Origin of the sequence: Streptomyces sp. NPDC047002 (assembly GCF_040704505.1) — a bacterium.
Classification (GTDB): domain Bacteria; phylum Actinomycetota; class Actinomycetes; order Streptomycetales; family Streptomycetaceae; genus Streptomyces.
In genome coordinates, this window is record NZ_JBEYWC010000005.1 from 184,261 (window position 1) to 209,576 (window position 25,316).

The 25,316-nt window shown below is 73.9% G+C and carries 22 protein-coding genes, 1 pseudogene and 1 riboswitch; of the genes and pseudogenes, 11 read left to right on the plus strand and 12 right to left on the minus strand.

The genetic code is table 11. From position 1 onward, the window contains the following. Positions 1 to 97: 97 nt before the first annotated feature. From pyrH to AB0910_RS07825, 7 genes are all read left to right on the plus strand, one after another. Entirely contained in the window at positions 98 to 805 is a 708-nt protein-coding gene (pyrH, locus tag AB0910_RS07795; RefSeq protein WP_345655955.1) for a UMP kinase, read from the plus strand. A 216-nt stretch (positions 806 to 1,021) separates the two neighbouring features. Next, entirely contained in the window at positions 1,022 to 1,579 is a 558-nt protein-coding gene (frr, locus tag AB0910_RS07800) for a ribosome recycling factor (protein WP_329455399.1), read from the plus strand. Continuing rightward, positions 1,579 to 2,904: a phosphatidate cytidylyltransferase gene (locus AB0910_RS07805; protein WP_366743623.1), complete on the plus strand. Its 1,326-nt coding sequence runs from the start codon at positions 1,579 to 1,581 to the stop codon at positions 2,902 to 2,904. Before frr ends, AB0910_RS07805 begins: the two co-directional genes overlap by 1 nt. 241 nt (positions 2,905 to 3,145) lie before the next feature. Beyond that, a complete protein-coding gene (gene rlmN / locus AB0910_RS07810; RefSeq protein WP_366743624.1) occupies positions 3,146 to 4,258 on the plus strand; it encodes a 23S rRNA (adenine(2503)-C(2))-methyltransferase RlmN in 1,113 nt (370 codons plus the stop codon). Positions 4,259 to 4,377: 119 nt separating this feature from the next. Continuing rightward, positions 4,378 to 4,504, plus strand: a riboswitch (TPP riboswitch). An 86-nt stretch (positions 4,505 to 4,590) separates the two neighbouring features. Next, positions 4,591 to 5,691, plus strand: a complete 1,101-nt coding sequence (locus AB0910_RS07815; protein ID WP_366743625.1) for a thiamine ABC transporter substrate-binding protein — start codon at positions 4,591 to 4,593, stop codon at positions 5,689 to 5,691. 112 nt (positions 5,692 to 5,803) lie between these two features. Then, on the plus strand, positions 5,804 to 7,429 hold the full coding sequence (locus tag AB0910_RS07820; protein ID WP_366743704.1) for an iron ABC transporter permease: 1,626 nt from the start codon (positions 5,804 to 5,806) through the stop codon (positions 7,427 to 7,429). Next, entirely contained in the window at positions 7,429 to 8,472 is a 1,044-nt protein-coding gene (locus AB0910_RS07825; RefSeq protein WP_366743626.1) for an ABC transporter ATP-binding protein, read from the plus strand. Before AB0910_RS07820 ends, AB0910_RS07825 begins: the two co-directional genes overlap by 1 nt. Positions 8,473 to 8,529: 57 nt before the next feature. On the opposite strand, the gene AB0910_RS07830 is transcribed toward AB0910_RS07825, so the two are convergent. From AB0910_RS07830 to AB0910_RS07855, 6 genes are all read right to left on the minus strand, one after another. After that, complete coding sequence (locus AB0910_RS07830; RefSeq protein ID WP_366743627.1) at positions 8,530 to 9,027, minus strand: GNAT family N-acetyltransferase; 498 nt, start codon at positions 9,025 to 9,027, stop codon at positions 8,530 to 8,532. After that, complete coding sequence (locus AB0910_RS07835; RefSeq protein ID WP_366743628.1) at positions 9,027 to 10,184, minus strand: LOG family protein; 1,158 nt, start codon at positions 10,182 to 10,184, stop codon at positions 9,027 to 9,029. Before AB0910_RS07835 ends, AB0910_RS07830 begins: the two co-directional genes overlap by 1 nt. A gap of 52 nt (positions 10,185 to 10,236) precedes the next feature. Beyond that, positions 10,237 to 11,376, minus strand: a complete 1,140-nt coding sequence (locus AB0910_RS07840) for a hypothetical protein (protein WP_366743629.1) — start codon at positions 11,374 to 11,376, stop codon at positions 10,237 to 10,239. Next, entirely contained in the window at positions 11,358 to 12,083 is a 726-nt protein-coding gene (locus tag AB0910_RS07845; protein WP_366743630.1) for an ATP-binding cassette domain-containing protein, read from the minus strand. Before AB0910_RS07845 ends, AB0910_RS07840 begins: the two co-directional genes overlap by 19 nt. Before the next feature lie 202 nt (positions 12,084 to 12,285). After that, the gene (locus AB0910_RS07850; RefSeq protein WP_366743631.1) at positions 12,286 to 13,665 is read right to left on the minus strand and encodes an aspartate aminotransferase family protein; all 1,380 of its coding nucleotides are present in this window, start codon (positions 13,663 to 13,665) and stop codon (positions 12,286 to 12,288) included. After that, positions 13,650 to 14,141, minus strand: a complete 492-nt coding sequence (locus AB0910_RS07855) for an Lrp/AsnC family transcriptional regulator (RefSeq protein ID WP_366743632.1) — start codon at positions 14,139 to 14,141, stop codon at positions 13,650 to 13,652. Before AB0910_RS07855 ends, AB0910_RS07850 begins: the two co-directional genes overlap by 16 nt. A 182-nt stretch (positions 14,142 to 14,323) precedes the next feature. On the opposite strand from AB0910_RS07855, the gene AB0910_RS07860 reads away from it, so the two are divergent. Further along, on the plus strand, positions 14,324 to 15,763 hold the full coding sequence (locus tag AB0910_RS07860) for a gamma-aminobutyraldehyde dehydrogenase (protein WP_366743633.1): 1,440 nt from the start codon (positions 14,324 to 14,326) through the stop codon (positions 15,761 to 15,763). A gap of 31 nt (positions 15,764 to 15,794) precedes the next feature. Here the strand turns inward: AB0910_RS07860 and AB0910_RS07865 are convergent, their stop codons facing one another. The 5 genes from AB0910_RS07865 to AB0910_RS07885 all read right to left on the minus strand — a co-directional run bounded on the left by AB0910_RS07865 (position 15,795) and on the right by AB0910_RS07885 (position 20,934). Further along, on the minus strand, positions 15,795 to 16,136 hold the full coding sequence (locus AB0910_RS07865) for a DUF742 domain-containing protein (RefSeq protein ID WP_366743705.1): 342 nt from the start codon (positions 16,134 to 16,136) through the stop codon (positions 15,795 to 15,797). 137 nt (positions 16,137 to 16,273) lie between these two features. Further along, positions 16,274 to 16,735 (minus strand): roadblock/LC7 domain-containing protein, encoded by a 462-nt coding sequence (locus AB0910_RS07870; protein WP_366743634.1) that lies wholly within the window; start codon positions 16,733 to 16,735, stop codon positions 16,274 to 16,276. Next, positions 16,732 to 19,032 (minus strand): nitrate- and nitrite sensing domain-containing protein, encoded by a 2,301-nt coding sequence (locus tag AB0910_RS07875; protein ID WP_366743635.1) that lies wholly within the window; start codon positions 19,030 to 19,032, stop codon positions 16,732 to 16,734. The genes AB0910_RS07870 and AB0910_RS07875 overlap by 4 nt, the downstream gene beginning before the upstream one ends. A gap of 175 nt (positions 19,033 to 19,207) precedes the next feature. After that, positions 19,208 to 19,867: a glycerophosphodiester phosphodiesterase gene (locus AB0910_RS07880; RefSeq protein WP_366743636.1), complete on the minus strand. Its 660-nt coding sequence runs from the start codon at positions 19,865 to 19,867 to the stop codon at positions 19,208 to 19,210. A gap of 41 nt (positions 19,868 to 19,908) precedes the next feature. After that, on the minus strand, positions 19,909 to 20,934 hold the full coding sequence (locus AB0910_RS07885; protein WP_366743637.1) for an adenosine deaminase: 1,026 nt from the start codon (positions 20,932 to 20,934) through the stop codon (positions 19,909 to 19,911). Between the two features lie 158 nt (positions 20,935 to 21,092). Between AB0910_RS07885 and AB0910_RS07890 the strand changes: the two genes are divergently transcribed. Further along, complete coding sequence (locus AB0910_RS07890) at positions 21,093 to 21,782, plus strand: DUF4190 domain-containing protein (RefSeq protein ID WP_366743638.1); 690 nt, start codon at positions 21,093 to 21,095, stop codon at positions 21,780 to 21,782. A gap of 148 nt (positions 21,783 to 21,930) precedes the next feature. Here AB0910_RS07890 and AB0910_RS07895 read toward each other — a convergent pair. Then, positions 21,931 to 22,272 (minus strand): annotated as a pseudogene (locus AB0910_RS07895) (NADAR family protein); the annotation flags it as partial. 172 nt (positions 22,273 to 22,444) lie between these two features. Here AB0910_RS07895 and AB0910_RS07900 point away from each other — a divergent pair. Next, entirely contained in the window at positions 22,445 to 23,962 is a 1,518-nt protein-coding gene (locus AB0910_RS07900; RefSeq protein ID WP_366743639.1) for a gamma-aminobutyraldehyde dehydrogenase, read from the plus strand. A 26-nt stretch (positions 23,963 to 23,988) separates the two neighbouring features. Then, on the plus strand, positions 23,989 to 25,236 hold the full coding sequence (locus AB0910_RS07905; RefSeq protein WP_366743640.1) for a spermidine/putrescine ABC transporter substrate-binding protein: 1,248 nt from the start codon (positions 23,989 to 23,991) through the stop codon (positions 25,234 to 25,236). The last annotated feature ends 80 nt before the right edge of the window (positions 25,237 to 25,316 follow it).

Genomic DNA, 25,316 nt, shown 5'->3' on the forward strand with positions numbered 1-25,316 from the left:
GTCGTACGTGTACGAGGAGAACCCCATGAGCAAAGACGCGGACGCCAACCATTTCCCGGCCGATCTGACCGCTTCTGGGCCCCGGCCCCGGCGCTTCATGCTGAAGCTGTCGGGCGAGGCGTTCGCCGGAGGGGGTGCCCTCGGCGTCGACCCCGACATCGTGCACGCCATCGCCCGCGAGATCGCGGCCGTCGTCCGCGACGGCGCGCAGATCGCGGTCGTCATCGGCGGCGGCAACTTCTTCCGCGGCGCGGAGCTCCAGCAGCGCGGCATGGACCGCGCGCGCTCCGACTACATGGGCATGCTCGGCACGGTCATGAACTGCCTCGCCCTCCAGGACTTCCTGGAGAAGGAGGGCGTCGAGACCCGCGTGCAGACCGCGATCACGATGGGGCAGGTCGCGGAGCCCTACATCCCGCTGCGCGCGGTCCGCCACCTGGAGAAGGGCCGCGTGGTGATCTTCGGGGCGGGCATGGGCATGCCGTACTTCTCCACCGACACCACCGCGGCGCAGCGCGCGCTGGAGATCCACGCGGAGGCCCTGCTCATGGGCAAGAACGGGGTCGACGGCGTCTACGACGCCGACCCCAAGACCAACCCGGGCGCCGTCAAGTACGACGCCCTGGAGTTCAGCGAGGTCATCTCGCGCGACCTGCGCGTCGCCGACCTGACCGCCATCACCCTGTGCCAGGACAACAAGCTCCCCATCCTGGTCTTCGAGCTGCTGGCCGAGGGCAACATCGCGCGTGCCGTCAAGGGGGAGAAGATCGGCACTCTCGTGAGCGACCAGGGCAGCAGGGACTGACGCCCGCGCGGCCGCCGTCCGTACGCGCCCCTGCTGTACGGAGCCAGGCCGCGCGGACCCGCCCGCACGCAAGCGCCCCGTGCGGGACCTGTCCCGTATGGACAAAGTCCTGCCGGTCGGACACCGTGCAGGAAAGACGCGACGCAGGTACCGCCCAAGGCGTGGGGGACCGCACCGCCGGTGGCACACCGCACCCACAACACCCAGGAGCAAGTGGTGATCGAAGAGACCCTCCTCGAAGCCGAGGAGAAGATGGAGAAGGCCGTCCTGGTCGCGAAGGACGACTTCGCCGCGATCCGCACGGGCCGCGCGCACCCCGCGATGTTCAACAAGATCGTCGCCGACTACTACGGCGCCATGACCCCGATCAACCAGCTCGCCTCGTTCTCGGTGCCCGAGGCGCGGATGGCCGTGGTGACGCCGTTCGACAAGAGCGCGCTGCGCAACATCGAGCAGGCGATCCGCGACTCCGACCTGGGCGTCAACCCGAGCAACGACGGCAGCATCATCCGGGTGGTGTTCCCCGAGCTGACCGAGGAGCGGCGCCGCCAGTTCATCAAGGTCGCCAAGACCAAGGCCGAGGACTCGAAGATCTCGATCCGCGCCGTGCGCCGCAAGGCCAAGGAGACCATCGACAAGCTCGTCAAGGACGGCGACGTCGGCGAGGACGAGGGCAGGCGGGCCGAGAAGGAGCTCGACGACACGACGACGAAGTACGTCGCGCAGGTCGACGAGCTGCTCAAGCACAAGGAATCCGAGCTGCTTGAGGTCTGATGAACGACTTTTCCCGCGGTACCCGGCCGGCCGCAGGCCCCTGGGGCCCGCCCGACCAGGGGGCTGCCCCGGCGGGTCCCGCCCGCGATGAGCCCGAGGCCCAGCAGACTCGGCCCATGCCCATCGTGCCCGAAGGACCCGGCCCCGAAGGACCCGTGACCGGCGGTCCGCCGTGGGCCGGCCCGCAGCCGGGCGGCCCCGAGCCCGGCGGGCGGCCCAACGGGCACCGGGGCCGGGCCCCGTACGCGGGTCCGCTGCCCGGCGCCCAGCCGCCGGCGGGCCCGCTGCCCGGCGGACCCTACGGCGGTCCGCGGGACGCCGCGGCGCCCGGGTACGCCGCCCGGGGCGCCGTGGACAAACGCCCCACGGGGGACGAGGCCGCCGGCCGCGAGGCGGGGCGCCTCCAGGCCGGCCCCCTGTTCCGCGACGAGACGCAGCAGGAGCCCATGCCGCCGAACCCGGCACCGCAGCCCGCACCGCAGCAGGGCCCGGGTGCGCCCCCGCAGAAGAAGCGCGCGGGGCGCGACCTGCGCGCTGCGATAGGGGTGGGCGTCGGCCTCGGCGCCGTGGTCGTCGCCTCGCTCTTCGTCGTCAAGGCCGTCTTCGTCGGGGTGATCGCGGCCGCGGTCGTGGTCGGCCTGTGGGAGCTGACCAGCAGGCTCGACGAGAAGAAGGGCATCAGGGCGCCGATCGTCCCGCTCGCGGTGGGCGGCGCCACGATGGTCGTCGCCGGGTACGTGTGGGGCCCCCAGGGCGCCTGGCTCGCGATGGCGCTGACCGCGCTCGCGGTCCTGGTCTGGCGGATGGCGCAGCCGCCGGACGGCTATCTGCGGGACGTCACGGCGGGCGTCTTCGCGGTCTTCTACGTGCCGTTCCTCGCCACCTTCGTCGCGCTGCTGCTCACCGCGCACGACGGCCCCTGGCGCGTGCTCACCTTCATCATCCTCACCGTCATCAGCGACACGGGCGCGTACGCGGTCGGCTGGCGCTTCGGCAGCCACAAGCTGGCCCCGCGCATCAGCCCGGGCAAGACCCGGGAGGGCCTCGCAGGCGCGGTCGCGTTCGCCATGGCGGCGGGCGCGCTGTGCATGCACTTCCTCGTCGACGGCGGCGTCTGGTGGCAGGGGCTGCTGCTGGGGCTCGGCGCCGCGGTCAGCGCCACGCTCGGCGACCTCGGCGAGTCCATGATCAAGCGGGACCTCGGCATCAAGGACATGGGGACCCTGCTGCCGGGCCACGGCGGGATCATGGACCGGCTCGACTCGCTGCTGCCGACCGCGCCGGTGGTCTGGCTGCTGATGGTGGTGTTCGTGGGATCCCGCTAGCCGTGCGGGCCGCGCCGGCCGCCGTCGCCATCGGCCGGGCGGGTGTCCCGGTCCGAGCAGGTACGCTGAAGGGGTCCGCCGCGTGACGCGGTGGACCCCTTTGTGCTCCGTCCCGCCGGGCCCCGCGCCGCGGCGGCCGTCCCGTGAGACCGCCCGGGGCGGCCCGGGTCCCGCGCCTCCGTCGGCGCGCCGCGGCGGACGGGACCCGCCACACCACTGTCGTACCGAGGAGTTGTCGCCGATGGCCGCGCCCAAGCCGGGGGAACTGACGTTCGCGGCGCCCAAGGGCGCGAAGCGCCCGCCGCGGCACCTCGCGGACCTCACGCCCGCCGAGCGCCGGGAGGCGGTGGCCGCCGCAGGCGAGAAGCCGTTCCGCGCCAAGCAGCTGTCCCAGCACTACTTCGCGCGGTACGCGCACGACCCCGCCCAGTGGACGGACATCCCCGCGGCGTCCCGGCAGCGGCTCGCCGACGCGCTGCTGCCCGACCTGATGTCGGTGGTCAGGCACATCTCCTGCGACGACGACACCACCCGCAAGACGCTCTGGCGGCTGCACGACGGCACCCTCGTCGAGTCGGTGCTGATGCGCTACCCGGACCGGGTGACCATGTGCATCTCCTCGCAGGCGGGCTGCGGCATGAACTGCCCGTTCTGCGCCACCGGGCAGAACGGCCTCGACCGCAACCTCTCGACCGCCGAGATCGTGCACCAGATCGTGGACGGCATGCGGGCCCTGCGCGACGGCGAGGTGCCGGGCGGCCCCGCCAGGCTCTCCAACATCGTCTTCATGGGGATGGGCGAGCCGCTCGCCAACTACAACCGGGTGGTCGGCGCGATCCGCAGGCTCACCGACCCCGAGCCCGACGGCCTCGGCCTGTCCCAGCGCGGCATCACCGTCTCCACGGTCGGCCTCGTGCCCGCGATGCTGCGCCTCGCCGACGAGGGCCTCAAGTGCCGCCTCGCGGTGTCGCTGCACGCCCCCGACGACGAGCTGCGCGACACGCTCGTGCCCGTGAACACCCGCTGGAAGGTGCGGGAGGTACTCGACGCCGCCTGGGAGTACGCGGAGAAGTCGGGCCGCCGCGTCTCCGTCGAGTACGCGCTGATCCGCGACATCAACGACCAGGCCTGGCGCGGCGACCGGCTCGGCAGGCTGCTGAAAAATCGGCGCGTGCACGTCAATCTCATCCCGCTCAACCCGACGCCCGGCTCGAAGTGGACCGCCTCGCGCCCCGAGGACGAGAAGGCCTTCGTCGAGGCGATCGCGGCGCACGGCGTCCCGGTGACCGTGCGGGACACCCGCGGCCAGGAGATCGACGGCGCGTGCGGGCAGCTGGCGGCGGCGGAGCGCTGAGCCGGGGGCGTGGGGACCGTGGGAGGCCGGGGCACCACAGTTCCCGCACCCGCGCGCGGCGGGGCGCGGAGGCGCCCGGTGTGTACCCTGGGGGCGCACGGCACGCCATCCATACCGTTGACACCCGACAGGGGAGCGCCACAGCGCTGAGAGTGCGGCGAAGGCCCGGGACAGCCCGGCCGCGGCCGCAGACCCTCTGAACCTCGCCCAGGTCATTCTGGGTAGGAAGTTCGGTCGTTGCTCAAGCTGCTGCGCCCTGCCCGCACCCGCCCGGCGGGTCGGGGCAGGGCCGCGTCTCTTCCTGGACTGGACGTCCCAGGAGGAACCGAGAAGTGTCCACCACCCGCAAGCTCGCCGCGGCGGCGCTGGCCGCCGCGCTCGGCGCCGCCGCCCTCACCGCCTGCGGCGGCGACGGTACGTCCGGCGGCTCGGACGCCGCGAAGACGAAGACCGTCACCCTGGTCAGCCACGACTCCTTCGCCGCCTCGCCCGCCGTGCTCAAGGAGTTCACGAAGGAGACCGGCTACGCGGTCAAGGTCCTCAAGAGCGGCGACGCGGGCGAGGCCGTCAACAAGGCCGTCCTGACCAAGGGCGACCCGCAGGGCGACGTGTTCTTCGGCGTCGACAACACCCTGCTCAGCCGCGCCCTCGACAACGGCCTCTTCACCCCGTACACCGCGAAGGGCCTCGACCGGGTCGACCCGTCGACGCAGCTCGACCGGGCGAAGCACCGCGTCACACCGATCGACAGCGGACACCTCTGCGTCAACTACGACCGGGCCTACTTCGCCAAGCGCCACCTCGCGCCGCCCGAGACCTTCGCCGACCTGGTCAAGCCGGAGTACAGGAACCTGCTGGTGACCGAGAACGTCGCCACCTCCTCGCCCGGCCTCGGCTTCCTCCTCGGCACTGTCGCCGCGTACGGCGACTCCGGCTGGCAGAACTACTGGAAGAAGCTCAAGGCCAACGGCGTGCAGGTGGTCGACAGCTGGGAGCAGGCCTACGACCAGGACTTCTCCGGCTCGGCGGGCGGCAAGAAGGCCAAGGCGACCAGGCCCCTCGTCGTCTCGTACGCGTCGAGCCCGCCCTCCGAGGTGCTGTACGCCAAGCCGCGGCCGAAGACGCCCGCCGAGGCGCCGACCGGCGTGGCGACCGGGACCTGCTTCCGTCAGATCGAGTTCGCCGGCCTGCTCGACGGCGCGAAGAACACCGCGGGCGGCAAGGCGCTCATCGACTTCATGATCGGCAAGCGCTTCCAGGAGGACATGCCGCTCCAGATGTTCGTCGACCCGGTGGTCGAGGGCGCGAAGGAGCCCGCGGTGTTCACGACGTTCGGTGCGAAGGTCGCCCACGGTGAGAGCATGGCGCCCTCCCGGATCGCGGCGCACCGCGACCAGTGGGTCCAGACCTGGACCTCGCTCCTGGTGAAGTGACGTGTCCCTCGCTCCGCACGACGTGACGGGCGCCGGGCCCGCGGGAAGCGCCCCCGGGCCCAGCGAGCCGCGCCCCGCAGGGCCGCGGCGCCGTGCCGTGCGGCCCGCGGCGGTGCGGCTCGCGCTGGTGGCCGTGCCGCTCGCGTTCTTCGCCGTCTTCTTCGCCTACCCGGTCGCCGCGATCGTCGGGCGCGGCCTCAGGACGGCGGACGGCTGGCAGTTCGCCGTGCTCGGCCGGGTACTCGGGCGCCCCGACATCCTGCACGTCCTGTGGTTCACGCTCTGGCAGGCGCTCGCCTCGACGGGCCTCACGCTGCTGATCGCGCTGCCCGGCGCGTACGTCTTCGCGCGGTTCGCCTTCCCCGGCAAGCAGGTGCTGCGGGCCGCGGTGACCGTGCCGTTCGTGCTGCCGACGGTCGTCGCGGGCACCGCGTTCCTCGCGCTGCTCGGCCGGGGCGGCCTCCTCGACCAGCTGTGGGGCGTGCGGCTCGACACGACGGTCTGGGCGATCCTGCTCGCCCACGTCTTCTTCAACTACGCCGTCGTCGTACGGACCGTCGGCGGCCTGTGGGCGCAGCTCGACCCGCGGCAGGAGGAGGCGGCGCGGGTGCTCGGCGCGACCCGCTTCGCCGCCTGGCGCCGCGTCACGCTGCCCGCGCTCGGCCCCGCGGTCGCCGCCGCCGCGCTGATGGTCTTCCTGTTCACCTTCACCTCCTTCGGCGTGATCCAGATCCTCGGCGGGCCCGGCTTCGCCACGCTCGAAGTGGAGATCTACCGGCAGACCGCGCAGCTGCTCCAGCTGCCGACCGCCGCCGTCCTCACCCTCGTCCAGTTCGCCGCGGTCGGCGCGGTGCTCGCCGTGCACGCCTGGACCGTACGGCGCAGGGAGAGCGCCCTGCGCCTGGTCGATCCCGCGCGCACCGCGCGCAGGCCGCGCGGCGCCGGGCAGTGGGCGCTGCTCGCGGGGGTGCTCGCCGGCGTCGTGCTGCTGCTCCTGCTGCCGCTCGGGGTGCTGGTCGAGCGCTCCCTCGACACCCCGGGCGGGTACGGCCTCGCCTACTACCGCGCGCTCACCGCCGTCGACACCAGCGGCACGTTCCTGGTGCCGCCGCTGGATGCCGTGTGGAACTCCGTGCGGTACGCCGTCGTCGCCGCGGCGATCGCCCTCGTCGTCGGCGGCCTCGCCGCCGCCGCCCTGACCCGCAGGGCAGGGCGCCTGGTGCGCGCCTTCGACGCGCTGCTGATGCTGCCCCTCGGGGTGTCCGCGGTCACCGTCGGCTTCGGCTTCCTGATCAGCCTCGACACGCCGCCGCTCGACCTGCGCAGCTCGTGGATCCTGGTGCCGCTCGCCCAGGCGCTGGTCGGTGTGCCGTTCGTCGTCAGGACGATGCTGCCGGTCCTGCGGGCCGTCGACGGCAGGCTCAGGGAGGCGGCCGCGGTGCTCGGCGCCTCGCCGCTGCGGGTCCTGCGCGAGGTGGACCTGCCGCTGGTGCGGCGGGCGCTGCTGGTGGCCGCGGGATTCGCCTTCGCCGTCTCGCTGGGCGAGTTCGGCGCCACCGTGTTCATCGCGCGGCCGGACAACCCGACCCTGCCGGTCGCCGTCGCCCGCCTGCTCGCCAGGCCCGGCGACCTCACCTACGGCGAGGCGATGGCCCTGTCCACGGTCCTGATGGCCGTGTGCGCGCTCTCGCTGCTGCTGCTCGAACGCATCCGCACCGACCGCTCGGGAGAGTTCTGATGGCGCTGCTTGCCCTGGACGGGGTGACCGTGCGGTTCGGGTCGCACACCGCGCTCGACGCCGTACGGCTCGACGTCGCCGAGCACGAGATCGTCAGCGTCCTCGGGCCGAGCGGCAGCGGCAAGTCCACGCTGCTGCGGGTCGTGGCGGGCCTGCGGGCGCCCGACGCCGGGCGGGTGCTGCTCGGCGGCGCCGACCAGGCGGCCGTGCCGGTGCACCGCAGGGGCGTGGGCCTGATGTTCCAGGACCACCAGCTGTTCCCGCAGCGCGACGTCGCGGGCAATGTGGCCTTCGGGCTGCGGGTGCGCGGCGCCTCCCGCGCGGAACAGACCGACCGCGTCGCAGAGTTGCTCGACCTGGTGGGCCTGCCCGACGCGGGCGGCCGCGCCGTGGCCGCGCTTTCGGGCGGCGAGCAGCAGCGGGTCGCGCTCGCCCGGGCGCTGGCGCCGAGGCCCCGCCTGCTCATGCTGGACGAACCGCTCGGCCAGCTCGACCGCGGGCTGCGCGAGCGGCTCGTGGTCGAGCTGCGCGCCCTGTTCAACCGGCTCGGCACCACGGTGCTCGCCGTCACGCACGACCAGGGCGAGGCGTTCGCCCTCGCCGACCGGGTGGTGGTGATGGGCGGCGGCCGGATCGCGCAGACCGGCACGCCCGCCGAGGTCTGGCAGCGCCCGGCGTCCGCCTTTGTCGCCCGCTTCCTCGGCTTCGACAACCTGGTGCCCGCCACCGTGGTCGGCGGGGTCGCCGACACCCCGTGGGGCAAGCTGCCGGTGGCGCCCGGCTCCCCGCAGGGCGAGCGGACCGTGCTCGTGCGCCCGGCCGGGGTGCGGCTCGCCGATGCGGGGGAGGGCGCGGAGGGGCTGCGCTGCACCGCCGAGGCGAGGACGTTCCGCGGCAGCCGGGTCGCCGTGCGCCTGCGCCCCGAGGACGGCTCGCCGCCGCTGGACGCCGAGTGCGCGCTCACCGAGGCACCGGCAGAAGGCGCGGCGGTGACCGCGGCGTTCGGCCCCGCCGACGTGCTGGTCCTGCCCGAAGCGCGCTAGCCCGTCGGCCCCGTCGGCGCAGTCGCGGAGAGTCCCCGGCGCTCGCCGCGCCCGGCGTCAGAACAGCAGCGCGTAGTAGCGCAGCGTCGCGTCCTCGCCGATCGCGCGCAGCCCGGCGGCCTCCAGCACACGCTGGGACGCGGTGTTGTCCAGGTCGGTGTCGGCCCGTACGCCGGTCACGCCGAGCGTGCGCAGCCGCGCGACGAGGCCGCGCAGCGCCTCGGTGGCGTAGCCGTTGCCGCGCTGCGCTGCGATGACGCTGTAGCCGACCGTCACCGTCTCGTCGGCGGCCGGGGGCCCGTGCAGGCCGAGGCCGCCGATCGCGCACCCGTCGGACCTGCGGCGGATCTCGTACGTGCCGAACGGCGCGGGATCGCCGCTGATCGAGCAGGTGGCGAGGTACGAGCTGACGCCCTTCACGTCGAACGCGTCCGGATAGCCGGGCGCCCAGCGGTCCCCAGGCCCCGGCTCGCCCGCGACCACCCGCTCGGCCTCGTCCGGCGTCAGCGGGTGCAGCACGAGGCGCGCCGTCCCCACGTCCCCCGGCGCGTCCATCAGGCGCCGACCGGCAGCCGGGTGAGCCCGGCAAGGGCGGCGGGGGCCTCGTCCACGGTGCGGACCAGCGCGATGCGCCCGGCCATCGGGCGCCCCGCGGCGAGCGCCGTCAGCAGCGGCCAGACAGGCAGGGTGCGCGTCCAGTGCTCCTCGTCGACCAGCACCATCGGGGCCGGCTCGCCGCGCGAGCCGTAGTAGTTGGCCGTCGCGGCGTCGAAGACCTCCTGCACGGTGCCCGCCGCGCCCGGCAGGAAGACCACGCCCGCGGTGCAGCGGGCCAGCAGCCCGTCCTCGCGCAGCGCGTTGGCGAAGTACTTCGCGATGTGGCTCGCGAACGCGTTGGGCGGCTCGTGCCCGTAGAACCACGTGGGGATGCCCACCGACGGGCCGCCGTGCGGCCACCGCTGCCTGACCTCGAAGGCGGCGCGCGCCCAGTCGGTCACCGACGGGCGGAACGACGGTGTCTTGCCGAGGAGTTCCAGCGCCTCCGCCGTCGCCTCGGGCCCGGCGTCCGCGAGGTACGCGCCGAGGTTGGCGGCCTCCATCGCGCCGGGCCCGCCGCCGGTCGCCACGGTCAGACCGGAGCGCGCGAGGGTACGGCCGAGGCGGGCCGCGCCCGCGTACGCGTCGGTGCCGCGCTCCGTCGCGTGGCCGCCCATCACGCCCACCACCCGCGCGCCCGCGAGGCGTTCGTCGAGCGCGTCGGAGACGGCGTCGTCGTGCACGGCCCGCAGCATCGAGGCGAAGACGTCGCCGCCGCCCCGGGTGCGCAGGTACCAGGCGTGGGCGAGGGCGTCGGGCGTCGCCTCGTACCCCTCGGCGAGGTGCTCGAAAAGCTGGTCGGGGGTGTAGAGCGCGCCGCGGTACGGGTCGAACGGCAGGTGCGGCACGGGCGGGAAGACCAGCGCGCCGTCCGCGCGCACCTTGGCGAGCGCCCCCGGCTCCATCGGGCAGCCGAGGAAGACGGCGCCCGCGGTGTCCAGGGAGAGCAGCTGCCGGGTGCGGCCGGTCAGGTCGACGGACTGGACCCGGAAGCCGGCCAGCGCGCCCCCCGCCGCCCTGCGGTCGAACTCATCGAGCGTCTCGATCTCCCGGTCCTGCCGGAGCCCCGGGCCGCGCTCCTCGCCCTGGTCCTGTCTCTGCTGCGGTATCGGCACCGCGCCATCGTAGTGCGGCGCGGGGCCCCGCAAGGCCGGGGCAGCCGCCCCGTCAGCCGCCGAGCGGGGCCGCGGCCAGCGCGGCGACCAGCCAGGTCAGCGGCGCGAAGGCGGCGGCGAGCACGAGCACGCGCACACCCGCCGCGGTGCGCAGCACCGCTGCCGGAGCGCCCAGGTCGAGCAGCGAGCGCGAGGTGTCCTCCCGTGCCTGCACCGCCTCGACGGCCGCGGTCAGCAGGGTCGCGACGGCGCAGCCGGTGACGACGGCCGCGCCGAGACCCGTCAGCGCGCCGTACGGGCGCTCGTCGCCGGGACCGTAGAGCGCGGCGGCCGCGAACGCGCCGGAGACCACCGCGCACAGCACACCGAGCGGACGGCCGATCCGCGCCGCCTGGCCCATCAGGGCCCGGCCGGCGAGCAGCCGTACCGCCCCGGGCCGCGCGGCCTGGAGCGCCCGGCCGCACAGGTGGCTGACGCCAGGACCGACCAGCGCGAGGCCGACAGCGGTGAGCGCCCAGCCCGCGAGCACCCCGGCAGGGCTGCCGTCGAAGCGCCCGGGCAGCGGCACGGGGGCGCCGTGGCCCCGGCTCGCGTAGGTCTCCACGGCGAGGCCGGCCGCGGTGAGCGCCACCCCCCACGGCAGCCCGACCGGCGCGGGCGCCTCGCCCGCCGCTTCGGCGTGGCGGGCGCGGGCCGCGGGGCGCAGCGCGAAGGCGGCGGCGGCCGAGGCGAGCACCGGTACGGCGGCGAGCAGCAGCGCCACCGCGCCTGCCGGCAGCGGCTGCTCGGCGGCGAGCAGGTCGCCCGCGGCGCCGTCCAGCGGAAGTCCGCTGCCGTCGCCGCGCAGGTGCCAGAAGACCAGCAGCGCGGCGAGCGACCCCGCTGCCGAGGAGACCGCGGTCGTCACGGAGGCGTACGCGGTCAGCCTGACCGGGCCGAGGCCGATCGCGGAGAGCCCGGGGCGCGGCGTGGTGCCGGGGTCGGTGCGGGCCACCGCCACCGCGAGCTGCACGACGGCGGCGGCCGGGATCACGCACCACACCAGGCGCACCACGGCGCCCTCGGGGTGCCCGATCGCCCACATGAGGGTGGCGAGCAGCAGGAAGCCGACCCCGCCAGAAGCGGCGGCGACCAGCAGGCGGCGGAACTGGACGAGTGGGCGCGAGCCGCGCGCTAGACGGAGAGCGAGCACGCCTCTTGCCCCTCGTCCGAGCCGGTCGCGGAGTCCGCGCGGCGGCCGTCGACCAGCCGGACGGCGCGGTCGGCGAACTCGGCGGCCTCCTCGTCCACGGAGGCGAGCACGACGGTGATGTGGTGCGAGCGCGCCGCCGTGGTCAGCGTGCGCAGCACATGGGTGCGGTCGCCCGCGTGCAGCGCGGCCGTCGGCTCGTCGGCGAAGAGGACCGTGGGTGCGGCGGCGAGGGCGCGGGCGACGGCGATCCGCTGCCGCTGGTCGCGGGGCATCCGGTCGGGTCTGACGCGTGCGCAGTCCGCGCTGTCGAGGCGTTCGAGCCAGTCCATGGCGGCGGCTCGCGCGGCGCGGTGCGGGGTGCCGCGCAGCAGCAGCGGCAGCGCGGCGTTCTCCCAGCCGCTGAGCTCGGGCACGAGCGAGGGCTCGGCGCCCACCCAGGCGAAGCTGTCGGCGCGCAGCCGCTCGCGGCGGGCCGCGCTGAGGGTGTGGACCTGCTGCCCGTCGAACCAGACCTCGCCCTCGTGGGGCACCTGCTGCCCCGAGAGGCAGCGCAGCAGCGTGGTCTTGCCGCTGCCGCGCGGCCCGAGCACGGCGAGGACGTCGCCCTCGCGCACCCCGAGCGACACCCCCGTGAGCGCGGGGAAGCCCCCCGGCGAGCAGTGCAGGGAACGAGCCCGGAGGACGTCGTTGTCGGGCGGGGCCACCATGGCGTACACCTCGGTTCTGATCGGACGGCCCGCCGCCGCTGCGGCGGCGGGCTTCGGAGCAGATCGTCAGGGGCACGGTAGGAGGCGGCACGCAGGCCGGGGGAGAGGTACGCGGCGCGGGTGCCCCTCTCTCACCCGATCGGTGGCACCCGCGGGGCGGCACCCGCGGCGTGGCACCCGCGACGCGGCGGGCCCGCGCGGCTCAGAGCTTCGTCCACGCCTCCGTGAGGACCTGGCGCAGGATGCCCTCGATCTCGTCGAACACCGCCTGGTCGGAGATGAGCGGCGGCGCGAGCTGGACCACCGGGTCGCCGCGGTCGTCGGCCCTGCAGTACAGGCCGTTGTCGTAGAGCGCGTGGGAGAGGAAGCCGTACAGGACCCGCTCGGTCTCCTCGTCGGTGAACGTCTCCTTGGTGGCCTTGTCCTTGACGAGCTCGATGCCGTAGAAGAAGCCGTTGCCGCGGACGTCGCCGACGATCGGCAGGTCGTGCAGCTTCTGGAGCGTCGTCAGGAACGCGGACTCCTGGTCGAGCACGTGCTGGTTGAGGCCCTCGCGCTCGAAGATGTCGAGGTTGGCGAGGCCGACGGCGGCGGAGACCGGGTGCCCGCCGAAGGTGTAGCCGTGCAGGAAGGTGTTGTCGCCCTGGTAGAACGGCTCGGCGAGCCGGTCGGAGACGATGCACGCGCCGATCGGCGAGTAGCCGGACGTCATGCCCTTCGCGCAGGTGATCATGTCCGGCACGTAGCCGAACTTGTCGCAGGCGAACATCGTGCCGAGGCGGCCGAAGGCGCAGATCACCTCGTCGGAGACGAGCAGCACGTCGTACTTGTCGCAGATCTCGCGGACCCGCTGGAAGTAGCCGGGCGGCGGCGGGAAGCAGCCGCCCGCGTTCTGCACGGGTTCGAGGAAGACCGCGGCGACGGTCTCGGGACCCTCGAAGAGGATCTGCTGCTCTATCTGGTCCGCGGCCCAGCGGCCGAACGCCTCCGGGTCGTCGCCGTGGATCGGCGCCCGGTAGATGTTGGTGTTGGGCACCTTGTGCGCGCCGGGGACCAGCGGCTCGAACGGGGCCTTCAGCGCGGGCAGCCCGGTGATGGACAGCGCGCCCTGCGGGGTGCCGTGGTAGGCCACGGCGCGCGAGACGACCTTGTGCTTGGTCGGCTTGCCGGTGAGCTTGAAGTACTGCTTCGCCAGCTTCCACGCGGTCTCCACGGCCTCGCCGCCGCCGGTCGTGAAGAAGACCTTGTTGAGGTCGCCCGGCGCGTAGTGCGCGAGCCGCTCGGCGAGTTCGACCGCCTTGGGGTGCGCGTACGACCAGACGGGGAAGAAGCCGAGCTCCTGGCCCTGCTTGTACGCGGTCTCCGCGAGCTCGTGCCTGCCGTGGCCCGCGTTGACCACGAACAGGCCCGACAGGCCGTCCAGGTAGCGCTTGCCCGCGTCGTCGTAGATGTAGGTGCCCTCGCCACGCACGATGGTGGGCACGGGTGCGTTCTCGTACGACGACATGCGGGTGAAGTGCATCCACAGGTGGTCGTACGCGGTCTTGGAGAGGTCCTTGCTCACGGCTATCGGGTTCCCCACATGTAGGTCTGCTTCTTCAGCTTGAGGTAGACGAAGCTCTCGGTGGAGCGCACGCCGGGGAGCGTGCGGATCCGCTGGGTGATCACGTCGAGCAGGTGGTCGTCGTCCTCGCAGACGACCTCGACCATCAGGTCGAAGGAGCCCGCCGTCACCACCACGTACTCGCACTCGGACATCGCGGTGAGCGCCTCGGCGACGGCCTCGATGTCGCCCTCGACGCGGACGCCGACCATCGCCTGCCGCCTGAAACCCACGGTCAGCGGGTCGGTGACGGCGACGATCTGCATCACGCCCTGGTCGAGCAGCTTCTGCACGCGCTGGCGCACCGCTGCCTCGGAGAGCCCCACGGCCTTGCCGATCGCCGCGTACGGGCGCCGCCCGTCCTCCTGGAGCTGCTCGATGATGGCGAGGGAGACGGCGTCGAGCCCGTGGGCGGAGCCGTTCCCGTTCCTGAACTCTGCGCTGCGACTGACCACGCTCCTCACTCTGCCTTGCTCCTCGTCTGTCCCGCAACCCTCGGCCGATGAAATTCGTTGTTCTGATACCTGAAATAAACCGAATCCGAAGTTACGGGGCGTCGGGCCTGTCGAAAGCGTCGGACTCCTGGCTAGGGTGGGTGTCTCACGTATCGGACAACGGAACGACAGGAGGGGTGGCAGTGACCACCGAGCCGCGCCGTCTGCGCAACTACATCAACGGAGAGTTCCGGGACGCCGCCGACGGGCGCACCACCGATGTGGTGAACCCGGCCACCGGCGAGGTCTACGCGACGGCGCCCCTGTCGGGCCCCGCGGACGTGGACGCTGCGATGGAGGCCGCCGCCGCGGCCTTCCCCGCCTGGCGCGACACCACGCCCGCCGAGCGCCAGAAGGTCCTGCTGAAGATCGCGGACGCCTTCGAGGAGCGCGCGGAGGAGCTGATCGCCGCGGAGTCGGAGAACACCGGCAAGCCCCTCGGCCTCACCCGCACCGAGGAGATCCCGCCGATGGTGGACCAGATCCGCTTCTTCGCGGGCGCTGCCCGGATGCTGGAGGGCCGCTCGGCCGGCGAGTACATGGACGGCCTCACGTCCTTCGTGCGCCGCGAGCCGGTCGGCGTCTGCGCGCAGGTCGCCCCCTGGAACTACCCGATGATGATGGGCGTGTGGAAGTTCGCCCCGGCGCTCGCCGCCGGCAACACCGTCGTCCTCAAGCCGTCCGACACGACGCCGGCCTCCACGGTCCTGATGGCCGAGATCATCGGCTCGGTCGCGCCCGCCGGCGTGTTCAACGTGATCTGCGGCGACCGCGACACCGGCCGTGCCATGGTCGAGCACCCGACGCCCGCGATGGCCTCCATCACCGGATCGGTCCGCGCAGGCATGGAGGTCGCGGGCGCCGCGGCCAAGGACCTCAAGCGCGTCCACCTCGAACTCGGCGGCAAGGCGCCCGTCATCGTCTTCGGCGACGTCGACATCGCCAAGGCCGTCGAGGGCATCTCCGTCGCCGGGTTCTTCAACGCGGGCCAGGACTGCACGGCCGCCACCCGCGTCCTCGTCCACGAGTCCGTGCACGACGACTTCGTCACCGCGCTCGCCAAGGCGGCGGCCGAGACGAAGACCGGCGCGGCCGACGACGAGGACGTGCTGTACGGGCCGCTCAACAACGCCGCCCAGCTGGAGCGCGTCACCGGCTTCGTCGACCGGCTGCCCGCGCACGCCAAGGTCGAGGCGGGCGGCCACCGCGTCGGCGACCGCGGCTACTTCTACGCGCCGACCGTCGTCTCCGGCCTGCGGCAGGACGACGAGATCATCCAGAACGAGGTGTTCGGACCGGTCATCACCGTCCAGTCCTTCACCGACGAGGCCCAGGCGCTCGCGTACGCCAACGGCGTCGAGTACGCCCTCGCCTCCTCCGTGTGGACCAAGGACCACGCCCGCGCCATGCGGCTGTCCAAGGCCCTCGACTTCGGGTGCGTCTGGATCAACACCCACATCCCGCTGGTCGCCGAGATGCCGCACGGCGGCTTCAAGAAGTCCGGCTACGGCAAGGACCTCTCCTCCTACGGCTTCGACGACTACACGCGCGTCAAGCACGTGATGACCGCGATCGAGGACTGACCCCGGGGGCCCTGGCCACCGGCGGCGGGCGTCAGAGCCTGCGCAGCCCGTCGCGCACGGCGGCCAGCACGCCGAGGTCCGCGGCGCCCGCCACCGTCAGCGGGGCGCGCGCCAGCAGCAGCCCCGCCGCCACCAGGTCACCGGCGAGCACCTTCGTCACCGAGACCGGCAGGCCGAGCGCGGCGGACACCTCGGCGAGCGCCGTCGCGTGCCGGCACCGCTGGAGGATCAGCCGGTGCTCGGGCTGGAGCGCCGCGGGCTGCGCGGCCGCGCCGCCGCGCGGGTCGAGGACCGTGGTCAGCACCGTGATCAGGGTGAGGTCCGCGTACTCGGGCGCGGTGCGGCCCGCGGTGATGGTGTACGGGCGGACCATGGTGCCCGCGCCGTCGTCGTCGGGGCCCTCGTCCCCGTCGAGACCGGGGCCCGGGGGCGGCTCGCGGCCGGCGCCGCCGTCCGTCCCGTCCGCGGGCTCGGCAGGGCCGCCGTCCGCCGGGCCGCGCACGTGCCGGTTCACGCCCCGTGCGCGCCCTGCGCGGTCCCGGCAGGGCCGCCCGCGGGCGCCGTGGCGCCGAACGCGTCGCGGGAGCGCGCGCCCAGCTTCCTGCCGACCTGCTGGACCAGTTCGTGCATGGCGAGCGACATCACCTCGGCGTCCACCTCCTGCGCGGCCACCACCGCCAGATGGGCGCCCTCGCCCGCCGAGACGATGAACAGCCACAGGTCGGCGAGCTCCACAAGCACCTGGTGCACGGCGCCGCCTTCGAACAGGCGGCCCACCCCGCGCGCGAGGCTCTGCTGCCCGGTGCAGATCGCGGCGAGCCGCTCCGCGTCGGCCGGTCCGATCGAGGCGGACGCGGCCATCACCAGCCCGTCGTCGGAGAGCAGGACGGCGTGCCTGGTCCCGGTCACGGAGTCCACGAGGCCGTCGAGGAGCCAGTCGAGATCCTGCTGCGGGGCGGTCGTACGCGTCATGGCCGGTCTTCTCTCGTGTCCAAGGGGGCGGGTACGTGGGGTGGCTGCTGCGCGGCCCTGCGGGCGCGGGACTGCCGCTGGAAGGCGCCGATGGCGGCGCCTGCGCGCCGGGCCGAGGGGAGCGGCTGCGGGTCCACGGCAGGGCCGCCGCCGGGGGCGCTTCGCAGCCCGTCCGCCAGGGCGGCCTGCCGCACCCGGCGCGGCAGGGGCGCGTCCTCGGGCGCCGCACCGCCCGAGGCGTACGTGTCGTCCGAGGCGTACGCGCCCTCCCCGCCGGCGGGCGGCGGGCAGGGGCCTGCGGGCGGGAGCAGATCGGCCGGGTCGGGCGGGGGCGGCGGGCCCGCGGCAGGCGGCGGGGGAGGGGCGGCCGTCAGCTCGTCCGGCACGAAGACCACGGCGCGCGTGCCGCCCGAGGCCGAGGGCAGGAACTCCACGCGCAGCCCGTACTGCCCCGCGAGGCGCGCCACGACCTGGAGGCCGAGCCGCACGTCCTCGGCGCGCGCCAGCACGTCCGGGCGCGGTGGGCTCAGCATCAGCTCGTTCGCCTCGGCGCGCTGGTCCTCGTCCATGCCGAGGCCGTGGTCCGCCACCTCGATCACGACGCCCCTGCCCACCCGGCCCGCGCGCACCTCGACGGGGCGCGGCGGCCGGGAGAACGCAAGTCCGTTGTCGATCAGTTCGGCCAGCACGTGCCCGAGCGGGCCGACCGCGCGCGCCGCCAGCCAGCCGCCGTCGCCCGGGTCGAGCACCACCCGCCGGTAGTCCCGTACCTCGCCCTGCGCGGAGCGCAGCACGTCGAGCAGCGGCACGGGCCTGCGCCAGCGCCGGTGCGGCGAACCGCCCGACATGATCACAAGGTTCTCCTCGTACCGCCGCAGCCGCGCCGTCAGGTGGTCGAGGTCGAAGAGTCCTTCGAGCACCTCGGGGTCGTCGTGGCGGCGCTCCAACTCGTCCAGCTTCCTCAGCTGCTGGCCGATCAGCCGCTGGGTGCGGCGCGCGATGCGCTGGAGCAGCAGCTCGAAGCCCCTGTGCAGTTCGGCCTGGCGGACGGCCGCGCCCAGGGCGCTCGCCCGCGCCAGGTTCAACGCCCGGCCCAGCCTGGCCAGTTCGTCGCCGCCCTCGGCGCTCTGCGCGCCGTGGACGGGGCCCGCGTCGGCGGCGGCGTCGACGTCGATCGCCTCGCCCTGCGCGAGCCGCTCCACGACGTCAGGCAGTGTGCGCTCCAGCTCCTCCGCACGCTCCTGGAGCGCGCCGATCCTGCGCCGCAGCGACCTGGTCAGGCGCCAGGTGGTGAGGACCACCGCCACCACGGCAGCCAGGCCGACGGCCGAGGTCAGCACCATCCGCCACAGCAGCGTCCGCACGGTGTCGTCCCCGGTCGCGACCACGTCGGCGGTGCGCAGGCGCACCAACTCCCCGATGCGGGGCGTGAGCGCGTCCATCGAGCGCCGCCAGGACGCGCCGTCTGCGGTGAGCGGCAGCAGGCCGTCGGGGCCCGCGGCGGCCGGCACCAGCAGGCTCTGCTCCACCGCCGTCTTCGCCTGCCAGTCCTTGCCCGCCAGCAGCGCGTCCCACGCGTCGCGCTCGTCGTCGGGGAGGTAGGGCAGTACCTTCACGTCGAGCTCGAACGACTCCTGCGCGACCGCGTCCCTGACCTGCTGCACGGTGTCGGGCGCCAGGGCGCGCTTCCGCCAGCCGCGGGCGAGCAGCGCGTCGGAGCGCGCGCGCATCTCCTCGGCCCAGAACAGGTCCATCAGCGGCTGCGCCACCGAGTTGACCCGGCTGTCGTCGGCATGGCTCAGCGCCGTGAACAGGTGCAGGTCCACCGTGATCAGGTTCGTGTACGAGCGGTAGACGGACGCCTGGTCCTCCGCGCTGCCCCGGTCCACCAGGGCGCGCTGCGCGGGCAGTTGGCGCAGCGCCTGGCGCTCCTTCGCCACCGCGTCGCGCATCTCGCCCGGCACGCCCGCCGCCCCGGCAGCTGCGGGCGCCGCGAACGCGGCCACCGCCGCGTCCGTACGGGCCCGCTGCGTGTCCAGGGCCCCGGCCGCGCCCGGGTCGCCTGCCAGCGCGCCCGCGCTGAGCGCGCGCTCCGCCTGCAGGTCCGCGTAGACGGCGACCGCGGGCAGCCCGGTCCGCTGCACCAGTCGGCTGTGCGCCTGCTCGTGCCGGAACTGGGCGTACGTCTGGCCGCTGGTGACCGCCCACAGGGCGGTGAGCGCGACCCCCGGCACGAACGCCAGGATCAGGAGGGCCGCCCGCAGCGAAAGGTTCGTGGTGTCGGACCGCCGGGACACAACGCTGCGCAGGACTCGCTCCTTGCGTGGGACCGGTCGCGCACAACCGGTCAAAACCATTGGGAGGTCTGGCGATTTCGATACTAGCCATACCGCAAAAGAGGAAGAAAGTTCAGATGTCGTGCGCGTGCGGTTTCACGGGCGGCTGCGGGGTCCGCGCCCGGCAGCCGCCCGGTCAGCGCGCCAGCAGCCGCACCAGGACGTCGACCCGGTTGGTGGTCAGCGCGTCGATCCCGCCGCGCACCAGCCGGCGCATCGTGCGCGCGGTGTCCACGGTCCACGCCGACACCAGCACGCCGTCCCGGTGCCCGCGCGCCACGACCTCAGGTGTCACCACGCCGAAGCGGTAGTTGACCCAGCGGGGGCGCACCGCGGCGAGCAGCGAGGGCACCGGCGGCACCACCGTCTTCCAGGTCATCGCGATCTCCGCGGCCGCGTCCTCCGCGCGCACCGCGAGCATCGTGGAGGGCGCGCCCGTCCAGTAGACCCGCTCGGCCGCGCCGCACTCCCTGACCACGCCCATCATGGTCCGCACGGCCCCGGAGGTCGCGCCCGGCAGGTCGAGCTGGAGCCGGCAGTCCGTGGCCGCGAGCACCTCCCGCAGCGCCGGCACCCCGCCGCCCGTCACCTCGGCCACCTCGGCAGCCGTCAGGTCGGCGAGCTGCCGCTGATGGCCCCAGAGCCGATCGAGCGAGGCGTCGTGCAGCAGCACGGGCACCCCGTCGCGGGTGAGCCGCACATCGGTCTCGACGGCCCCCGCGCCGCGCGCGGCGGCCGAGCGGATCGAGGCGAGCGTGTTCTCCCGCACCCGGTACGGGTCCCCGCGGTGCGCCACCGCGACGACCGTGCGCGCCGGCGCGGCGGCGGCCCGCCCGGTCACCGGGCGAGCCAGGCGTCGGTGTACGCGTCGATCTCGGCGGCGATGCGCTTCTTGCCCGCCGCGTCGAGGAAGGACGCCTCCACGGAGTTCTTCGCCAGGCCGGCCACACCCCGCTCGTCGAGGCCGAGGAGGCGCGCGGCCACCCCGTACTCCTGGTTGAGGTCGGTGCCGAACATCGGCGGGTCGTCGCTGTTCACGGTCACCAGCACGCCCGCCTCCACCATCAGCGCGATCGGGTGCTCGTCCAGCGTCGCGACGGCCCGGGTCGCGATGTTGCTCGTCGGGCAGACCTCCAGCGGCACGCGGTGCTCGGCGAGGTACCGCAGCAGCTCCGGGTCGCGCACGGCGCTCGTGCCGTGCCCGATCCGCTCGGCGCGCAGCTCGCGCAGCGCGTCCCACACGGTCTCGGGGCCCGTGGTCTCGCCCGCGTGCGGCACCGAGTGCAGCCCGGCCGCGACGGCCCGGTCGAAGTACGGCTTGAACTGCGGGCGGGGCACGCCGATCTCGGGGCCGCCGAGGCCGAAGCCGACCAGGCCGTCGGGGCGCAGGTCCACCGCGAGCCTCGCGGTCTCCTCGGCGGCGGCGAGTCCCGCCTCGCCCGGGATGTCGAAGATCCACCGCAGCACGACGCCGAGTTCGGACTCGGCGGCCTTGCGGGCGTCCTCTATGGCCTCCATGAAGGCGCGGTCGCCGATGCCGCGGGAGGTCGAGCTCGACGGGGTGACCGTCAGCTCGGCGTAGCGGATGTTCTGCCGCGCCATGTCGCGGGCGACCTCGAAGGTCAGCAGCCTGACGTCCTCGGGCGTGCGCACCAGGTCGACCACCGACAGGTACACCTCGATGAAGTGCGCGAAGTCGGTGAAGGTGAAGTAGTCCGCAAGCGCGTCAGGGTCGGTCGGCACCTTCGAGTCGGCGTGCCGCCCGGCCAGTTCCGCGACGATGCGCGGCGACGCGGAGCCGACGTGGTGCACGTGCAGCTCGGCCTTGGGCAGCCCCGCGATGAACGGGTGCAGGTCGGTCATGGCTCCTCCAGTGAAGCGGCGCGGTCGGGCGGGGCCTGGCGGGCGGCGCGGCCGGGCGCCGACAGATCATCGTATGCGGAGCGGGTGCCGGGAAAACCCGGCAGGCCGGTGCGGCGGGCGAGGCCGTAGCATGGCCGCTCGAACGAGGGGGAATCGCGATGTCAGACGAGAACGGGCAGCAGCCGGACGGCGGGCGGCCGGACGACCCGTGGGCGCCGCCGGGGCAGCGGCCGTCGCTCGACAAGCCGGCCGCGCCGCCGCAGGGCGGCTCGGTGCACGACCAGCCGACGGTCGCGGGGCAGCCGGGCGCCGTGCCCCCGCCGCCGCCCGCGCCCGGCCCGTACGCCTACCCGACGCAGCCGCCCGCGGGGAGCCCCGCGCAGGGCCAGGGGCCGTACCAGGGCCCGCCCGGCTACGGCGAGGCGCCCGGCTTTCCCGCGGGCCCCTACGGCTACCCGCAGTACCCCGGCGGTTCCGCGCCCTACCCCGGCGCCGCCTGGGGCACGGGACAGCCCATGCCGTCCAACGGCCTGGGCACCGCTGCCATGGTGCTCGGCATCATCTCCGTGGTCGGGTTCTGCCTGTACGGCGTCTTCGGGCTGGTCGCGGGCATCGTCGCGATCGTCCTGGGCATCAAGGGCCGCCGCAAGGCCGACAGGGGCGAGGCGAACAACCGCGGCGCCGCCACGGCCGGGCTGATCCTCGGCTGGATCGGCACGGTGATCGGCGCCCTGGTGGTCGCCTTCCTGGTGGTCGCGATCGTCATCGGCGTGCGCTCCGACCACCACGACGACGACCCCTTCTCCGACGGCGACCCCTTCGCCACGTCCCTGACGATCACCCCCTGAACCCCCGGGCCTGACACCGGACGGCGGACGCTCCTGGCGGTCCCGCGGCCGCCGCGCACGCCCGGTCCCGGCCTCGCGGCCGCCTTACGGGCGGCCCGCTCCGTGGTTGTTCGGCTCAGGTCGTGGTGGCGAGTCGGGTGCGGGCCTCCACCAGGGCGAACCGCTCGCGCCGCCAGACCTCCTCGTCGAAGCCGCGCACCAGCCGCCCCGCCTTCTTCGCCAGGGACGGGTGGCCGGCGGCGAGCACCTCGCGCTCCGCTTCCGCGTCGCCGAACAGGCGCGCCTTGCCCGCCATCATCCAGTGCTCGGCCGTCGCGTACTCCGTGCCGGCCACCGTGAACGGCGCAGGCCACCACTGGCTGAGACAGCTCACCGAGAGCTGCCCGTCCCGCCGCGGCGCATGCCCCCAGAACAGGAGATGGCCCACCGCCTCGCCCCGCTGCACCCGCCCGGCCAGCTCCGCTTCCGCGCCGTCCGCCTCCGTGTCCATGCGGCCAGTCTCGCAGCGGCCCCGTGGCGGCCGGGGCCGATGCCCTTCCGGAGTCCGCGTGGTCGACCGATTCCGTTGCGTAACCAAAAGGAAACAACGGAATCCCTTGTTGCATGGGCAATGCTCTGCCAGGATCGGCACTCAATCGAAGCTGGAACAACGGAGAACGTTCATGAGGGACCGCTTCCAGGCAGAGAAACGCTTCGTCGACGGGGCGCAGTTCATCGGCGGGCGGCTCACGCACGGCACCTCGGGGCGCACCCAGGACGTGGTGGATCCGGCCACCGGCGAGACGGTGTTCTCCTACGCCCTCGCCTCGACCGCCGACGTGGACGCAGCGGTCGCCGCCGCCGTCGCCGCCTTCCCCGCCTGGTCCTCGGCCACCCCCGGCGAGCGCTCCGACGCCCTGCACCGCTTCGCCGCCGTGCTCGCCGAGCGCGCCGACGACCTCGCGCACGCGGAGTCCCTCCAGTGCGGCAAGCCGCTGAAGCTCTCCACCGGCTTCGACGTGCCGGGCACCGTCGACAACGCCGCGTTCTTCGCCGGCGCGGCCCGCAACCTCCAGGGCGCGGCGGCCGGCGAGTACAGCGCGGACCACACCTCGTACGTGCGCAGGGAGGCCATCGGCGTCGTCGGCTCCATCGCGCCCTGGAACTACCCGCTCCAGATGGCCGCGTGGAAGGTGCTGCCCGCCGTGGCCGCGGGCAACACCGCCGTGCTCAAGCCCGCCGAGACCACGCCCCTGACGTCGCTGCTGTTCGCGCAGGCCGCCAGGGACGCGGGGATCCCCGAAGGGGTCGTCAACGTGGTGTGCGGCACGGGCCTTGAGGCCGGCGAGCACCTCGTCGCCCACCCGGACGTCGCCATGACGTCCTTCACCGGCTCGACCGCCGTCGGCAGGCGCGTCGCCGAACTCGCCGCCGCCACCGTCACCCGGCTCCACCTCGAACTCGGCGGCAAGGCGCCCTTCCTCGTCTTCGACGACGCCGACCTGGAGGCCGCGGCGCGCGGCGCCGTCGCCGGCGCCCTGATCAACACAGGCCAGGACTGCACCGCCGCCACCCGCGCCTACGTCCAGCGCCCGCTGTACGACGCGTTCGTGGCGCGCGTCGCCGCGCTGATGGAGACCGTGCGCGTCGGCGACCCCTTCGCCGAGGACACCGACATCGGGCCGCTCATCTCCCACGCCCACCGCGACCGCGTCGCCGGCTTCGTGGACCGGGCCCGCGCCGGCGCCCGCGTCGTCACCGGCGGCGCCGCGCCGGGCGGCGACCTCGCGGGCGGCGCGTACTACCTGCCCACGCTCATCGCCGACGCCCCGCAGGACAGCGAGGCCGTGCAGGCCGAGATCTTCGGCCCCGTCCTGGTCGCCGTCCCCTTCGACACCGACGACGAGGGCATCGCCCTCGCCAACGACACCCCCTACGGCCTCGCGGCCTCCGCCTGGAGCCGCGACGTCTACCGCACCGGACGCGCCACCCGCGAACTGCGGGCCGGCTGCGTCTGGGTCAACGACCACATCCCGATCATCAGCGAGATGCCCCACGGCGGCTTTCGGCACAGCGGCTACGGCAAGGACATGTCCGTGTACTCCTTCGAGGAGTACACGCAGGTCAAGCACGTCATGTACGACAACACCGCGGCCGCGGCCAAGGACTGGCACCACACGGTCTTCGGGGACAGGACGTGACGGAAACTCCCGGGAGGGCACAGCCCATGGCAGACGAAGAACCCGAGGGCCTCTCGCCGGTCCAGCTCGCGGCGATACGGCGGCACCTCACCACCGGCAGGGGCGCGCCCACCCGGCGCTCCCTGCTGCGGTCCTGCGGCCTCGGCGCCCTGACCTTCGGCGGCTTCGCCGCGCTCACCGGCTGCGGCATCCCCGCGGCCAAGAAGGACACGGGGCCGGGCGGCGACCCCGACCACTCGGCGCGCGAGAAGAAGGTCGTCTTCTCCAACTGGACCGAGTACATCGACGTCACCGACGACGGCAAGCACTACCCGACGCTTGAGGAGTTCACCCGGCGCACCGGAGTCAAGGTCGCGTACAGCACCGACATCAACGACAACAGCGAGTTCTTCGGCAAGATCCAGCCGCAGCTCGCCGCGGGCCAGGACATCGGCCGCGACATCATCGTGCTCACCGACTGGCTCGTCGGCCGCATCATCGGCCTCGGCTGGGCGCAGACCCTCGACGCCGAGCGGCTGCCGCACGCCTACGCCAACCTCATCGACCAGTTCCGCAGCCCCGACTGGGACCCGGGCCGGGCCCACTCCTACCCGTGGGCCGGCATTCCCGCCGTCATCGCGTACAACGTCAAGGCCACCGGCGGCCGGAAGGTCGACTCCGTCTCCCAGCTCCTCGACGACCCGCGACTCAAGGGCCGGGTCGCCTTTCTCACCGAGATGCGCGACACCATGGGCATGACCCTGCTCGACATGGGCAAGGACCCGGCCACCTTCACCACCGACGACTACGACGCGGCGATCGCCCGGCTCCAGAAGGGCGTCGACAGCAACCAGATACGCCGCTTCGCGGGCAACGACTACACCTCCGACCTCGACAAGGGCGACATCGCCGCGTGCGTCGCCTGGGCCGGCGACATCGTCCAGCTCCAGGCGGAGAACCCCGACATCCGCTACGCCGTGCCCGAGGCCGGCTACATGATCTCCAGCGACAACATGATGGTCCCCGCGAAGGCCCGGCACCGCGCCAACGCCGAGCGCCTCATGGACTACTACTACGAGCCGCCCGTCGCCGCCCGGCTCGCCGCCTACATCAACTACGTCTGCCCCTGCGACAACGTCAAGCCGGAGCTCGCCACGCTCGACAAGGACGCCGCGGACAACGTGCTGATCATCCCGGACGCGAAGATGCAGGCCGCGTCCCACACCTTCCGCGCCCTGAGCAACAAGGAGGACACCGCACTTGAGCAGAAGTTCTCCCGGCTCATCGGCGCCTAGGGCCTCCACCCGAACGAGAGGCCCCAGCCTGCCCGGCCGCCGCCCCCGCCCCTCAACCCACCAGCCACGGGACCGGAACC